The organism is Variovorax sp. AC103 (assembly GCF_979254005.1).
This window is the reverse complement of the sequence record NZ_CEEDFC010000025.1, coordinates 1-14,068: the sequence shown is the minus strand read 5'-3', so window position 1 is coordinate 14,068 and position 14,068 is coordinate 1. Positions and strand designations below refer to the sequence as shown.

17 protein-coding genes are annotated in these 14,068 nt (G+C 67.4%); 13 read left to right on the top strand and 4 right to left on the bottom strand.

The window, feature by feature from the left end; genetic code table 11:
- The first annotated feature begins 18 nt into the window (after positions 1–18).
- The 4 genes from AC0IYU_RS28730 (at position 19) to AC0IYU_RS28715 (ending at position 1,966) form a co-directional block, all read left to right on the top strand.
- Positions 19–132 (top strand): cytochrome oxidase small assembly protein, encoded by a 114-nt coding sequence (locus tag AC0IYU_RS28730; protein WP_286516058.1) that lies wholly within the window; start codon positions 19–21, stop codon positions 130–132.
- 37 nt (positions 133–169) lie between these two features.
- Positions 170–796 carry a cytochrome c oxidase assembly protein gene (locus AC0IYU_RS28725; protein WP_435437003.1) on the top strand — a complete coding sequence of 209 codons (627 nt, stop codon included), beginning with the start codon at positions 170–172 and terminating at the stop codon, positions 794–796.
- Positions 793–1,014: a DUF2970 domain-containing protein gene (locus AC0IYU_RS28720; protein ID WP_435485063.1), complete on the top strand. Its 222-nt coding sequence runs from the start codon at positions 793–795 to the stop codon at positions 1,012–1,014. The genes AC0IYU_RS28725 and AC0IYU_RS28720 overlap by 4 nt, the downstream gene beginning before the upstream one ends.
- Before the next feature lie 70 nt (positions 1,015–1,084).
- The gene (locus AC0IYU_RS28715) at positions 1,085–1,966 is read left to right on the top strand and encodes a cytochrome c oxidase subunit 3 (RefSeq protein WP_472124159.1); all 882 of its coding nucleotides are present in this window, start codon (positions 1,085–1,087) and stop codon (positions 1,964–1,966) included.
- A gap of 74 nt (positions 1,967–2,040) precedes the next feature.
- Here AC0IYU_RS28715 and AC0IYU_RS28710 read toward each other — a convergent pair whose 3' ends face one another.
- Entirely contained in the window at positions 2,041–2,271 is a 231-nt protein-coding gene (locus AC0IYU_RS28710; RefSeq protein WP_472124451.1) for a twin transmembrane helix small protein, read from the bottom strand.
- A 27-nt stretch (positions 2,272–2,298) separates the two neighbouring features.
- On the opposite strand from AC0IYU_RS28710, the gene AC0IYU_RS28705 reads away from it, so the two are divergent.
- From AC0IYU_RS28705 to AC0IYU_RS28680, 6 genes are read left to right on the top strand one after another with little or no spacing between them, the layout of a single operon-like run.
- Positions 2,299–3,150: an SURF1 family protein gene (locus tag AC0IYU_RS28705; RefSeq protein ID WP_472124157.1), complete on the top strand. Its 852-nt coding sequence runs from the start codon at positions 2,299–2,301 to the stop codon at positions 3,148–3,150.
- Positions 3,137–3,817: an SCO family protein gene (locus AC0IYU_RS28700; protein WP_472124154.1), complete on the top strand. Its 681-nt coding sequence runs from the start codon at positions 3,137–3,139 to the stop codon at positions 3,815–3,817. The genes AC0IYU_RS28705 and AC0IYU_RS28700 overlap by 14 nt, the downstream gene beginning before the upstream one ends.
- A 10-nt stretch (positions 3,818–3,827) precedes the next feature.
- Positions 3,828–5,072, top strand: coding sequence for a COX15/CtaA family protein (locus tag AC0IYU_RS28695; protein WP_472124151.1), 1,245 nt, complete (start codon positions 3,828–3,830; stop codon positions 5,070–5,072).
- The gene (gene cyoE, locus AC0IYU_RS28690; RefSeq protein WP_472124148.1) at positions 5,069–5,974 is read left to right on the top strand and encodes a heme o synthase; all 906 of its coding nucleotides are present in this window, start codon (positions 5,069–5,071) and stop codon (positions 5,972–5,974) included. Before AC0IYU_RS28695 ends, cyoE begins: the two co-directional genes overlap by 4 nt.
- Before the next feature lie 11 nt (positions 5,975–5,985).
- Positions 5,986–6,606: an SCO family protein gene (locus AC0IYU_RS28685; RefSeq protein WP_435485066.1), complete on the top strand. Its 621-nt coding sequence runs from the start codon at positions 5,986–5,988 to the stop codon at positions 6,604–6,606.
- A 1-nt stretch (position 6,607) separates the two neighbouring features.
- Positions 6,608–7,450 carry a DNA alkylation repair protein gene (locus AC0IYU_RS28680; protein WP_472124146.1) on the top strand — a complete coding sequence of 281 codons (843 nt, stop codon included), beginning with the start codon at positions 6,608–6,610 and terminating at the stop codon, positions 7,448–7,450.
- Between the two features lie 43 nt (positions 7,451–7,493).
- On the opposite strand, the gene rpoH is transcribed toward AC0IYU_RS28680, so the two are convergent.
- On the bottom strand, positions 7,494–8,435 hold the full coding sequence (gene rpoH / locus AC0IYU_RS28675) for an RNA polymerase sigma factor RpoH (RefSeq protein ID WP_472124144.1): 942 nt from the start codon (positions 8,433–8,435) through the stop codon (positions 7,494–7,496).
- A 97-nt stretch (positions 8,436–8,532) separates the two neighbouring features.
- Positions 8,533–8,997 carry an Mpo1 family 2-hydroxy fatty acid dioxygenase gene (locus AC0IYU_RS28670; protein WP_472124141.1) on the bottom strand — a complete coding sequence of 155 codons (465 nt, stop codon included), beginning with the start codon at positions 8,995–8,997 and terminating at the stop codon, positions 8,533–8,535.
- Between the two features lie 184 nt (positions 8,998–9,181).
- Here AC0IYU_RS28670 and AC0IYU_RS28665 point away from each other — a divergent pair, with 184 nt between their 5' ends.
- From AC0IYU_RS28665 to AC0IYU_RS28655, 3 genes are all read left to right on the top strand, one after another.
- Positions 9,182–9,892: a response regulator transcription factor gene (locus AC0IYU_RS28665; protein ID WP_472124139.1), complete on the top strand. Its 711-nt coding sequence runs from the start codon at positions 9,182–9,184 to the stop codon at positions 9,890–9,892.
- Positions 9,893–9,899: 7 nt separating this feature from the next.
- Positions 9,900–11,699, top strand: coding sequence for an ATP-binding response regulator (locus AC0IYU_RS28660; RefSeq protein ID WP_472124449.1), 1,800 nt, complete (start codon positions 9,900–9,902; stop codon positions 11,697–11,699).
- A gap of 216 nt (positions 11,700–11,915) precedes the next feature.
- Positions 11,916–12,932 (top strand): hypothetical protein, encoded by a 1,017-nt coding sequence (locus AC0IYU_RS28655; protein WP_472124136.1) that lies wholly within the window; start codon positions 11,916–11,918, stop codon positions 12,930–12,932.
- Positions 12,933–13,115: 183 nt separating this feature from the next.
- Here the strand turns inward: AC0IYU_RS28655 and ftsY are convergent.
- The coding region (gene ftsY, locus AC0IYU_RS28650; RefSeq protein WP_472124133.1) for a signal recognition particle-docking protein FtsY at positions 13,116–14,068 on the bottom strand (953 nt) is incomplete at its 5' end.

The window sequence follows — 14,068 nt, the reverse complement described above, 5'->3', positions numbered from 1 at the left end:
CGAAGAATCCAGCGCACGATGACACCCGAACAGAAACGCAACAACCGCCGCATGGGGCTCACGCTGGCTTCCATTGCCGTGGTGTTCTTCGTCGGCTTCATTGTTCGCATGGTCTGGTTCAGCGGTCGCTGAACCGGCACTCACGTACGCAACGAGCGGGAGCACGCGCATGAGCCTCGGTCAACGCATCCGGCGCGCCAACGTCCGCATGGTCGGCAAGCTGGCCGTGGTGGCCTGCGGCATGTTTGCCTTCGGCTATGCGCTGGTGCCGATGTACCGCGCGATCTGCGAGATGACCGGCATCAACATCCTCGCGCTCTCCGAGCTCGAGGTGCCGGGCGGCGCGAGCGGCGGCAAGAATGTGCGCGTGCCCGACAATACGCAGGTCGACATGACCCGCACCATCACCGTGGAGTTCGACTCGAACGTGCGCGGCGGCCTGTGGGACTTCAAGCCCGCGGAGCGGACCCTCCAGGTGCACCCGGGTCAACTCAACACGGTGATGTACGAATTCCAGAACGTGCAGAACCGCCGCATGGCCGCGCAGGCCATTCCGAGCTACGCGCCGCAGCAGGCCGCGCCGTATTTCAACAAGCTCGAGTGCTTCTGCTTCAACCAGTACACATTGGAGCCGGGCGAGAAGAAGCAGTGGCCGGTCGCCTTCGTGATCGACCCCAAGATTTCCAAGGACGTGAAGACCATCACGCTGTCGTACACCTTCTTCGAGGTGGGCGGCAAGACACCCGCGGCCCCGGTGGCCGCCGTTTCGAACACCGCCGATGAGCCGCGTTCGTGACCGATCCGTCCGACCCGCTCCGGCCCCGGCCGAAGGCTTCGCTGTGGGACACGGTGAAGGCGGTGGGCTGGTCGTTCTTCGGCGTTCGCAAGAACAGCGCCTACCAGGAAGACCTGGGCAAGCTGAACCCGCTGCACATCATCGCGGTGGCGTTCGTGGCCGTGATCGTCTTCGTGCTGGGGCTGGTGTTGCTGGTGCGCCATGTGGCCGCGGCCTGATGAACAAGCAAGAAACCCGCGACGCGCAGAATCCATTGAATCCCGAGAAGAAAGAAAGCCAGGAGCTGATATGAGTTCAACCACCCACGGCACCACGCCCTACTACTTCGTGCCCGGACCTTCGGCCTATCCGGTCTCGGCCGCGATCGGGCTGTTTTTCGTGATTCTGGGCGCCGCGCAATGGATCAACGGCCACGAGTGGGGCGCATGGTCCCTGCTGGTCGGCATGGTGGTCTGGCTCGGCACGCTGTTCGTTTGGTTCCGCACGGCCATCGGCGAAAGCGAGAGCGGCCAGTACGGCCACAAGATCGACCTCTCGTTCCGCTGGAGCATGAGCTGGTTCATCTTCTCGGAAGTGATGTTCTTCGGCGCGTTCTTCACCGCACTGTGGTGGGCCCGCACCCACGCGCTACCCACGCTCGGCAGCCTGGACAACGTGATCCTCTGGCCCGACTTCAAGGCCGTGTGGCCCAGCGTTGCCGCCGGTGTCACCGGTTCGCCGGCCGGCATCGTCGAGCCCTTCCAGACGGTCGGCCCGTTCTGGCTGCCCACGATCAACACCGCGCTGCTGCTCAGCTCGGGCGTGACGCTCACCATCGCCCACCACGCGCTGCGTGCCGGCCACCGTGCACAGACGATCCGCTTCATGTGGCTCACCGTGCTGCTGGGCATCGTCTTCCTGGGCGTGCAGGGCTACGAATACCACCACCTGTACACCGAACTGAACCTCAAGCTCAGCTCGGGCACCTACGGCTCGACCTTCTTCATGCTGACCGGCTTCCACGGCCTGCACGTGTTCATCGGCATGCTGATGCTGCTGTTCATCACGCTGCGCCTGCAAAAGGGCCACTTCACGCCGGAGCGCCACTTCGGCTTCGAGGGCGCGGCCTGGTACTGGCACTTCGTGGACGTGGTCTGGCTGGGCCTCTACATGCTGGTTTACTGGCTTTGAGCGAACCTCGCGGCATTCCACAAAAAAGGCGCCGGAAGGCGCCTTTTTCATGGTTCTCGTGGAACGAGCACCATCTACTTGCCGACGGGGAGCCCGGTGGGCTGGATGTAGCCGAGTTTCCAGGCGAGCAGCATGCAGAGGAACAAAAACACCGACAGGCCGATCCGAAAGGTGAGGGCGCGCGCCATGCCGCCGCTCTTGGCGCGCCCGTCGCGCCCGTCCTTCAGCATGAAGTACAGGGCGAACGCGAGGCTCGCGAAGATGCCCACGAACATCAGGGCGACGAAATATTTCATGACCCGCATTATCGGCCGCAGGCCTCGCCCCATCCAGTGACTCCTGAACCCCTGTACCCCGAAGAACGGCGCCGCCCCGGCCGTTTCTGGGTGATCACCCTTGCTGCCGTGTTGACGCTGGCGGCCACTGTCTCGCTCGGCCGCTGGCAGCTGTCGCGTGCGGCCCAGAAGGAGGCGCTCCAGGCCAGCATCGACGCGCAGAAGCTCAAGCCGCCGCTCACCCAGGCCGAATTCCTGGCCATGGACCGGGCCACCGACGCGCTGCACCGCCCCGTGCGCCTGCGCGGCCTCTGGCTCACGCCGCAGACCGTGTACCTCGACAACCGCCAGATGCACGGCACGCCCGGCTTCTATGTGCTGACACCCTTTGCACTCGAAGGCACCGAACAGACGGTGATGGTGCAGCGCGGCTGGATCCAGCGCAATTTCGTCGACCGCACGCAACTGGGCGCGGTCGAGACGCCCGCGGGCATCGTGGAGGTCACGGGCCTGATCGAGGCGCCGCCGAGCCATCTGCTGGAACTGGGCACTTCCGCGACCGCCCCGGCGGCTGGTGCTTCGGCGCCCGCCGCAGCGGCCTCTGCGCCGCTCGCCCCGACACCGGCCGTCGAAGGGTATTCGCCCATCCGGCAAAATCTCGACCTGGAGGCCTTCCGCGCCGAGACCAAGCAGCCGTTGCGCACCGATGTGTCGCTGCAGCAGACCGGTGCGGCCTCCGAGGGCCTGCAGCGCGACTGGCCGGCCCCGGCGCTGGGCCTGGAGAGGCACTACGGTTACGCATTCCAGTGGTTCGGCCTGTCGGCCCTCGTCGTCATCCTCTATGCCTGGTTCCAATTCATCGCACCCTTCCTCCGCTCAAGGCACCGCGCCCGCAATGGCCGCTTCTGACGAGCCGCTGGGCCTGACGGTGCATTCGATGCCGTCGCCCAACCAGGCGCTCGACGGGGCCGAGGGCCGGCGCACGATCGTCGGGCGCTGGAAGATGATCGCCGTGATGCTGATGTGCGCGGCGCCGGTCATTGCCTCGTACTTCACGTACTACGTGATCCGGCCCGAAGGCCGCAGCGTGTACGGCGAACTGATCGATCCGCAGCACGAGTTGCCAAGGCTGACGGCCTTCGACCGCAACGGCGCACCGGTCGATTTCGCCACGCTCAAGGGCCAATGGCTGCTGGTGGCCGTGGCCGACGCGGCCTGCAATGCGCTGTGCGAGCAGCAGCTGTACCTGCAGCGCCAGTTGCGTGAAAGCCTGGGCCGCGAAAAGGACCGCATGGACCGCGTCTGGCTCGTGAGCGACGCCGCTCCCGTGCCCCACCGCCTGGACAACGGCCTGCGCGGTGCGACCGTGCTGCGCGTGCCGGCGGACCAGATCGCCAAATGGCTGGCACCGGTGTCGGGCCACACACTGGCCGAGCACCTCTACGTGGTCGACCCGATGGGCAACTGGATGATGCGTTTCCCCGCCCGCATGGACGCGGCCGGCGCCAGCCGTGCCAAGCGCGACATCGACCGCCTGCTGCGCGCCTCTGCGTCGTGGGACGAACCGGGCCGCTGAGACCGAGCGCATGGACACGAGCTCGCTCTACGATCTGACGCCCATCGCCTGGCTCATGGCCGCCGGCGTGCTGATCGCGCTCGGCCCGCTGGTGTGGGTGTGGCGCCGCAATGCCGGCGCCGGCCCAGCGCGGCGGCTGCATGCGCTGACCGTGCTCACGCTGTTCCTCACCTTCGACCTCACGCTGTTCGGCGCCTTCACACGCCTCACCGATTCGGGGCTCGGCTGTCCCGACTGGCCCGGCTGCTACGGCAACGCCAGCCCGGCCGGCGCGCGCCATGAAATCGCGATGGCGCAGGCGGCCCAGCCGACCGGCCCCGTCACGCACGGCAAGGCCTGGGTCGAGATGGTCCACCGCTACCTGGCGACGGGTGTCGGCGTGTTGATCCTCACGCTCGCGGGGGCCACGTGGATCGTGCGGCGCCGCCAGCGCCGCGCGCCGCCACCGTCTTCTTCGAAGGAGGGCGATCACCATCACGCCACGCTCAGTGCATGGTGGCCGGCCTTCACACTGGTCTGGGTCTGCCTGCAGGGCGCCTTCGGCGCGCTCACGGTGACGTGGAAGCTGTTTCCGGCGATCGTCACGCTGCACCTGCTGGGCGCGGTCGTGCTGCTGGCCTTGCTGTGCATCCAGGCCGTGCACTACCGCCAAGCCGCCGCGCAGCGGCTGCCGACGCCTGTGTCGCCGGCGCTGCGCAACGGCCTCGTCATGACCACGCTGCTGCTGGTGCTGCAGATCGCGCTCGGCGGCTGGGTCAGCACCAACTACGCGGTGCTGGCGTGCACCCAGTTCCCGACCTGCCAGGACAGCTGGTGGCCGGCGATGAACTTCGCGCAGGGCTTCGAGATCTGGCGCCACCTGGGCGTGACCGGCGAGGGCCAGCCGCTCGATTTCTCGGCGCTCACCGCCATTCACTACGTGCACCGGCTGATGGCCTATGCGGTGTTCGTCGCGCTCGGCGTGCTCGCGTGGCGCCTGCGCCGCATCGACACGTTGCGACCGCAGGCGCACTGGCTTGCCGGGCTGGCGCTGCTGCAGCTCGCCACGGGCCTGGGCAACGTGCTGCTCGGCTGGCCGCTGGCCGCGGCCGTGCTGCACACCGGCGGCGCCGCGGCGCTCGCTGTGGTGCTGACCTGGGCGCTGTGCGAAAGCCGCCGCGCGGCCTTGTCCAGCGTCCACGGCGCATCCACCGCGGCCGTGCGCGCCGACGACAATGCACGCGCGACCCCCAACCCGAAGAAAGCCACCGCGTGAGCACCCCGATCCCCGTTCAGCACACCAGCGCCGCGAATGTGCTGCGCCAGTTCTACGCGCTGACCAAGCCGCGCGTGGTGCAGCTGATCGTGTTCTGCGCGCTGATCGGCATGGTGCTGGCCGTGCCCGGCCTGCCGAGCTGGGCCGACGTGCAGCGCGGCGTGCTGGCCTGCATCGGCATCTGGCTGGTGGCGGGCGCGGCGGCGGCGTTCAACTGCCTGGTCGAGAAGGGCATCGACGCGAAGATGAAGCGCACCGCCTGGCGGCCCACGGCGCGCGGCCAGCTCAGCGACATGCAGGCGCTGGTCTTCTCGGCGCTGTTGTGCGCCGCGGGCTCGGTGCTGCTGTGGTTCACCGTGAATCCGCTGACCATGTGGCTGACCTTCGCCACCTTCGTCGGCTACGCGGTGGTCTACACCGTGATCCTCAAGCCGCTGACGCCCCAGAACATCGTGATCGGCGGGGCGTCGGGCGCCATGCCGCCGGTGCTGGGCTGGGCCGCGATGACGGGCGACGTGGGCCCCGAGGCGCTGATTCTTTTCCTCATCATCTTCCTGTGGACCCCGCCGCACTTCTGGGCGCTGGCGCTCTACCGCGTGGAGGACTACCGCAAGGCCGGCCTGCCGATGCTGCCGGTCACGCACGGCAACGAGTTCACGCGGCTGCAGGTGCTGCTGTACACCTTCATCCTGTTCGCGGCCTGCCTGATGCCCTTCATCTACGGCATGAGCGGCTGGCTGTACCTGGCGGTCGCGGTGGCGGTGAGCATTGGCTTCACCGGCTACGCGTTCGCGCTGTGGCGCAACTACTCGGACGCCCTGGCGCGCAAGACCTTCCGGTTTTCGCTGATCCACCTGAGCGTGCTGTTCCTGGCGCTGCTCATCGACCACTACCTTCGTTGAATACCCTCTCCATGAACAAGCGCCAAGCCCTCAAGTCGATCGCCACCGCCGCCGGCTGGGTGGGGGCGAGCGCGGCCCTGGGCCTGGGGCTGTCGGCCTGCAGCGGCGAGACCAAGCAGAACTTCAATGCCGTGGACATCACCGGCGCGGACTACGCCCGCGACTTCTCGCTGAAGGACGCCGACGGCAAGGTCCGCACCATGGCCGACTTCAAGGGCAAGGTGGTCGTGCTGTTCTTCGGCTACGCGCAATGCCCCGACGTGTGCCCGACCACCATGACCGAGATGGCGCAGGTCAAGCAGCAGCTCGGCAAGGACGGCGACAAGCTGCAGGTGCTGTTCCTCACGGTCGACCCTGCGCGCGACACGCCCGAGGTGCTCAAGGCCTACATGGGCGCGTTCGATCCTGGCTTCGTCGCGCTGATTCCCACCGCCGACGAACTGGCCGCCGTCGCCAAGGACTTCAAGGTCTACTACAAGAAGGTCGACGGCAAGACGCCGACGAGCTACTCGATGGACCACTCTGCCGCAAGCTATGTCTATGACACGCAGGGCCGCCTGCGGCTCTATGCGCGCTACGGCGCGGGTGTGGCGCCGATGGTGGCGGACCTGAAGACGCTGCTTGCTTCCTGAGATGGCGTCGACGTCGCCCGTGCCTCTGGCCGGCTCGGTCGCGCACCTGAAAGAGCGCAAGGGCGCCTTCCGCATTGCCCTGATTCCGCCCGAGGTGCTGCGCGCCCTCAACGACGGCTTGCTAGAAACCGTCAACCTCAACGAATTCATGGCGCTGGAGCTGCCCCAGCTGGCGCGCAGCGTGGCGGGACACATCGGCCTCGATGCGAAGAGCGAACGGCTGGTCGATACGCTGGCCATGTTGAGTGCCTTCAAGCCGATGCAGCGCCACGGGCACATCGCACGTGCGCTGTACGACCTGGCGGCGCTGCACGGTGAGCGCGATGCGGTGGCGCACCGGCTGGCCACGCATGAAAGCGACGTTGCGCGCTGCTGGGCCGCGCAGTGGGTCACGCTGTCCGGCCTGGCGCTGCCGGCGCAGCTGGCGGTGGCGCGCCGCTTTGCAGCGGATCCGCATTTCGGCGTGCGCGAAATTGCCTGGATGGCGGTGCGCGACGCGGTCATCGCGTCGCTGGACGAAGCGCTGGGGTTGCTGCAGCCCTGGGTGTTCGACACCGACCCCTACATCCGCCGTTTCACGAGCGAGCTCACGCGCCCGCGCGGCGTTTGGTGTGCGCAGATCGAGGCGCTCAAGACCGAGCCGTGGCGTGCCTTGCCGCTGCTCGAGCCGCTGCGCGCCGACCCCAGCCGCTATGTGCAGAACTCGGTGGCGAACTGGCTCAACGACGCGAGCAAGAGCCAGGGCGAGTGGGTCGACACGCTGTGCGCGCGATGGCTGGCCGAGTCGAACGTGCCCGAGACGCGCTACATCGCCAAGCGCGCGATGCGCACGCTCTCCAAATGAAAAAGCCCGGCGCTGCCGGGCTTTGTTCGAGGGGAAGATCGGTTTACGCGTAGTCCGCGAGCGCCTTCTTCATCTTCTTCATCGCGGCGACTTCGATCTGGCGGATGCGCTCGGCGCTCACGCCATACACCGCGGCCAGCTCGTGCAGTGTCATGCCGCCCGAACCGTCGTCGTTCACCTTGAGCCAGCGCTCTTCCACGATGCGGCGGCTGCGGTCGTCCAGCGCCTCGAGCGCGGTGGCGATGCCGTCGCTCGACAGGCGGTCGCGCTGCTGCGATTCGAGCAGTGCCGTCGGTTCCTGCGTGGCGTCGGCCAGGTAGGCGATGGGGCCGAAGCCTTCGTCGCCGTCGTCGGACGGGCCCGGATCGAGCATGACGTCGCCGCCCGACAGGCGGGTTTCCATCTCGAGCACTTCTTCAGGCTTGACGTTGAGCCGGGTCGCCATTTGCGACACCTCTTCGGGGCTCAGCGTTTCGCGGTGCGTGCCGTTGTCGGCCGCGGCCGAGTCGGCCTTGAAGCTTTGCTTCATCGAGCGCAGGTTGAAGAACAGCTTGCGCTGCGCCTTGGTCGTCGCGACCTTGACCATGCGCCAGTTCTTCAGGATGTACTCGTGGATCTCGGCCTTGATCCAGTGCATGGCGTAGCTCACGAGCCGCACGCCCTGGTCGGGATCGAAGCGCTTCACGGCCTTCATCAGGCCGACGTTGCCTTCCTGGATCAGGTCGCCGTGCGGCAGACCGTAGCCCAGGTACTGTCGGGAAATGGAAACCACGAGGCGCAGGTGCGACAGCACGAGCGCGCCGGCGGATTCGAGGTCGTTCTGGTCGCGCAACTTGCGTGCGAAGCCCTGCTCTTCTTCGAGCGTGAGCAGCGGCAGGCGGTTGGCGGCCGAAATGTAGGCATCCAGGTTGCCCAGCGGGGGAACCATCGACCATGGATTGGCGACGGCCAGCTGGTTGGCAGAGACTCCAGACAGCGTTGTCATCAGGGAAACTCCTTTGTATTGGCCATATTAGCACTCGGTTAGAGGGAGTGCTAAGCCCGGGGTTCCCTTGAATGGCTATCGCGGGAATAGTCTTTGGCTACCAGCGTATGCCCAGCTTTAGAAAAAGCCTGGACAGTACGAACAGCGGGCCGACCCACAGATATTGGATGTCTTCGAAGAACGAAGGTTTCTTGCCTTCTATCTTGTGGCCCACGAACTGGAAGACCCACGCCACCACAAAGATAGCGGCTGAAATCGGCAATACAAGTCCGCCCATCGCATGCACCAGCCCCAGCGCCAGCGCAGTCAGCAGCAACATGGTCAGCAGGAAGGCAGGCGCGCGCAGCAGCGCGTAGTAGACGAGGCTGGCCGCCACGAAGCCGTACGCCACCCAGGGATGCACCGCGAACAGCAGGCCCACGATGCTCAGCATGATGGCCGGAATGGCCACGAAGTGGATCAGTTCGTTGGTCGGGTTGCGGTGGCTCTCTTCGTAGTGCGTGAGCAGCCGGTCGACCTTGCGGTCGCTCGAGGCCAGCGGGGCGGCGGCGGTGGGGGTCATTCGAAGTCTCCGTGGGCGCCGTGCGATGCGGCGGGGCTCCCATGGTGCCGACAGAAAAGGCCGATGGCAAGCGCCCAGGCCATGTGAAATTGCTATCAATAAAGTAGCATTAAGAACTACAGCCACGCGCGCTCCCATGACTTTTTGCACTGTCACCAAAAGGTTACGCCGCTAAGATCGTCGCGTGTCACCCATCGACTCTGCACCCGCGCCCGATTCACCTGCCGCGCAGGCCGGCCCGCCCGCCCACGCTCCCACGGCGATCCTCGTCGTGGACGATCACGACCTGCTGCGCCTGGGCGTGTGCGCGCTGGTGCAGGCGCAGGCCGCCTCGTCGGGCGCGACCATCGAGGTGTTCGAGGCCGGCAACGCCGCCGACGCGCTGGCGCTGTACGAAACCCACCAGGCGTCCATCGGCCTCGTGCTGCTCGACCTGGCGCTGCCCGACACCCACGGCCTGAGCGGCCTGGCCGAGTTTCGCCGGCGCTTTCCGTCCGCGCGCATCGTGGTGCTCTCGGGCACCGGCAACAGCGCGCTGGCGCAGGGCGTGCTCGCGCTGGGGGCCGCTGCCTTCCTGCCGAAGTCGGCCGACCTGAAAGAGGTGGTGAGCTTCATTCGTGCCTGCGGCCTGCTGGACCCCGGCGCGGCCGAACTGCCGCCGCCTGTGGTGCCCAAGTCGCTCGCTGGCTATGCCGAGTTCGCCCATGCCAGCGCCTGGCAGGAGCTTACGCCGCGACAGATGCAGGTGCTGCAATGGGTGCTCGAAGGCAAGGCCAACAAGGAAATCGCGCAGCTCGCGAACCTGAGCGAAGGCACCGTGAAGAACCACGTCTCGACCATCCTGCTGCTGTTCGGCATGCGCTCGCGCGCCCAGTTGATCAGCACGCTGCACTGACTTGAACGTGCCGACCCAGGCGTCCAGCGATCCGCTCGCCGGCCACACGCTCGCCCAGCGGGTGCTGCGCGAGAACATCGCCTCGGTCTACAGCACCTACATCGCCTCGACGCTGACGCACATCGCCTTCGTGCTGGTGTTCGGCGCCATCATCTATTCGCAGCTGAAAGACCCGAGCCTGCTGTTCTGGGCGGGCACGCTGCTGGCGGCCGACCTGTACGTGCTGTTCACCCCGCGCTGGACGCCCGAGCGGCCTGCGGGTGAAAGCGCTTACTGGGCGCGCAAGATCTCGCGCATGGTCACGCTGGTGAGCATGGTCACGGCCGTGGTGCCCTGGCTCATCGTGCCGCACGACAACCTGCCCATGACCTCGCTGCTGCTGGCCGTGATCGTCGGCAGCTGCGCGCGCGCGGCGCAGTCGCTGTGGCCGCTCAAGCCGGCGCTGTTCGGCTACACGATGCCGATGTCGATGGGCATGATCACCGCGCTCGCCTGGCAGGGCGACGGCCTGCACCTGTTCCTGGCGGCGGCCGGCGCGGCCTACCTGCTGCTGACCCTGCACGCGGGTGTGGGCCAGCACAAGCTGCTGACCGAGTCGCTCATGCTGCGCTTCGAGAACGAGGCGCTTGCCGCGCGCCTGGGCGAGCAGATTGCCGCCACCGAACGAGCCAGCGAGGAAAAGACCCGCTTCCTCGGTACCGCCAGCCACGACTTGCGCCAGCCGCTGCACGCCATTGCACTGTTCGGCGCCGCGCTGGAAAACGAGCTGCGCGACCGCCCCGAGGGCCGCAACGCCGCGCGCCTGATGCGCGCGGTGAACGCGCTGGGCGCCTCGCTCGACACCATGCTCGACATCTCGCGCCTGGACGCCGGCGTGATCACGCCGGCCCCCCAGCCGGTGCAGCTCGACGCGCTGTTCCTGCCGCTCAACCACACCTTCGCCGCGCGTGCCGAGCACCAGCAGCTGCAGCTGCGCGTGCGCGCCAGCGGCCTGTGGGTGCGCAGCGACCCGCAACTGCTGCACCGCATGCTGTCCAACCTGATGGACAACGCGCTGAAGTACACCGCCCGCGGCGGCGTGACCGTCACGGCGCGCGATCGCGGCGACGCCGTGTGGATCGAGGTGCGCGACAGCGGCATCGGCATTGCGCCCGAGCAGTCGAGCCGGATCTTCGAGGAGTTCTATCAGGTCGACAACCCGGGCCGCGACCGTTCGAGGGGGCTGGGCATCGGGTTGTCGATCGTGCAGCGGTTGTCGCGCCTGCTCGGCCATCCGGTGCAGATGCACTCGCGGCCCGGGCGCGGCACGTTCTTTCGTGTGGTGGTTCCGGCCGTCGGTGCCCCGGCCGGCGCCTTGAGCGCCGTTGCAGCGGCGCCGTCGGCGTTGCGCCGGGCCCCGATGCCCGCGCTGCCCGCACGTGTGCTGCTGCTGGACGACGAACTGGAAATCCGCGAGGCCATGATGGGCCTGTTGCGCTCCCATGCCGTCGACGCGCACGCCGTGGCCGACGAGGAGGCAGCGGCCGACGCCCTGCGGCGCGCCGCCGCCGAGGGCCGGCCCTTCGAACTGCTGCTGTGCGACTACCGCCTGGCCGACGGCGCCGACGGGCTCGACGCCGGCCTGCGCCTGAGCCAGGGTGCCGCGGGCGAGGGTGGCGGCGCGGCGACGCCATTGCTGCTCATCACCGGCGAGACCTCGCCGGACCGGCTGATGCGCGTGCGCGAATCGCGCGTGCCGGTGCTGTTCAAGCCGGTGGCCGCCGAGTCGCTGCTGCGGGCCATGGCGCAGGCCGCGCCTTCCGCCTGAACGCGACCGCCGCACGTCGATTTTGTCAGTTTGAAGATATTGGTATTCATATGAATGCCAATGCAATCTTTAGCCGACCGATGTCGTGACTTTCGGCACTGGCCGACTGCGAGGCCAACCTTTAACTTCGAGTTGCTCCCGGTTTGCCCGGGCGCGCCATGCAACCGGGCTCGCCCCCGCGTTGCCTCAAAACAATCGGAATGGAGGTTTCTCTCAATGAAGTTCAAGCTCGCGGCGGTCGCCGCTGCAGTGGCTGCCACCCTCGCGCTCGCGGCGTGCGGCGGCGGCGGTGGCGACAACGGCGCCTCGTTCGCGCCCATCGGCAACATTGTCGTGCCGCCGCCTCCCGCACCCCCTCCGTCGGCGGAGCCACCAGCGCCCGCACCGGCACCGGCACCGGCACCCGCCACGAGGACCTTCATGTACGAGCAACTGCCGTACCCCGCCGACACCGCCGGCTTCCTGAACGACCTCAACACCGAGGGCGCGAAGGGGTTCATGTTCCTGAGCCCGCTGGGTTCGGGCGCGTCCGTGGGCCATGTCTATGTGAAGAACGGCGACGCCACCTATGTGTACGAGCTGAAGGCGCCTCCGGCGGATGCCAGCGCCTTCCTGTCGCAGGCCAACGAGGCGGGCAGCCGGGGCTTTCGCTGGGTCGGCGCGATGGGCGTCGGCGGCACGACCACGGTGATGATGTACCGCAAGGACAGCGACGTCGACGCCACCTACACCTACCGCACCGACGCCTCGGCCACCGACAAGGACGCCTTCCTGGCGCAGGTGAATGCACAGGGTGCGGCGGGCTACTTCAACACGGCACCAGGCTACGTTTTCGGCGGTGCCAACACCGCGGTGTTCGAGAAGAGCTCGGCCGGCGGCGCCACCTACGCCTACGAACTGGGCGACACCGCTGCAGACACCAGCGGGGCGCTGGCGCAGTTCGAGGAGAAGGGCGCGCGTGGCTTCCGCTACCGCTTCCCCTACATCTTCGGCGGCTTCACGGGCAGCGTCTTCGTGAAGGACCTGTCGCAGTCCAGCACCTTCAACTACCAGGCGCTGACCGAGGAAGCCACGCTGGACGCCGAGATCGCCCAATCCAATGCCGTGGGCGCGAACGGCTACGGCTTCGTCGGCCCGCTGAACGTGGGCACCGAGCTGCGCAACTACTACTACAAGCCCAACAACTGCACGGGCATCCTGCTGTGCAAGCCGACGAACCCGTTCGGGCTCTGACGACAAGCTTGCGAGGAGCGGACGGCTTGCCGTCCGCCAGGAAGAAGGCTCGATAGACCGGGAAACCTGGGTGGACCGAGCCGGAGAGGGCAGGGAGACAGGGAGAGAAGAAAAGAAGAAAAAAGAAAACGGCCCCAGCGCAAGCGGGGGCCGTTTTTTTTACGTTCGCTGCCGGGGGCGGTATCAGCCCAGCAGGGCCTGCGCGAACTCGCGCGCGTTGAAGGTTTCCAGGTCTTCCAGCTTCTCGCCCACGCCGATGAAGTACACCGGAATCGGCCGCTCGCGCGCAATGGCGCACAGCACGCCGCCCTTGGCCGTGCCGTCGAGCTTGGTCACGATCAGGCCGGTGAGGCCCAGCGTCTCGTCGAAGGCCTTGACCTGCGCGAGCGCGTTCTGGCCGGTGTTGCCGTCGATCACCAGCAGCACCTCGTGCGGCGCCGTGGCGTCCGCCTTGGTGACCACGCGCTTGATCTTCTTGAGCTCGTCCATCAGGTGCAGCTGCGTGGGCAGGCGGCCGGCCGTATCGACCAGCACCACGTCCTTGCCGCGCGCCTTGCCGGCGTTCACCGCGTCGAAGCTCACGGCCGACGGGTCGCCGCCCTCGTTGCTCACGATCTCCACCGTGTTGCGGTCGGCCCAGACCAGCAGCTGCTCGCGCGCCGCCGCCCGGAAGGTGTCGGCCGCGGCCAGCAGCACCGAGGCGCCTTCGTTGGCCAGGTGCTTGGTGAGCTTGCCGATGGAGGTGGTCTTGCCCGCGCCGTTGACGCCGGCCACCATGATCACGGTGGGCGTGAACTGGCCGATGACCAGGGGCTTTTCGAGCGGCCGGAGCAGGTCGGCCACGGCCTCGGCCAGCAGCACCTTGACCTGCGAAGCGTCGGTGGCCATCTGGCGCTTGACGCGCCCGCGCAGGTCCTCGAGCAGGAACTCGGTGGCCTTGACGCCGGTGTCGGCCATCAGCAGCGCGGATTCGAGCTCTTCATAGAGCGCGTCGTCGATCTGCGCGTTGACGAACACGGCCTGGATGCCGCTGCCGGTCTTGCGCAGGCCGGTCTTGAGCTTGTCGAACCAACCCTTGCGCTCGGTGGCGACGACGGGGGCGGGGACAGGCGCGGGAATGGGTGCCGGCGCAGGTG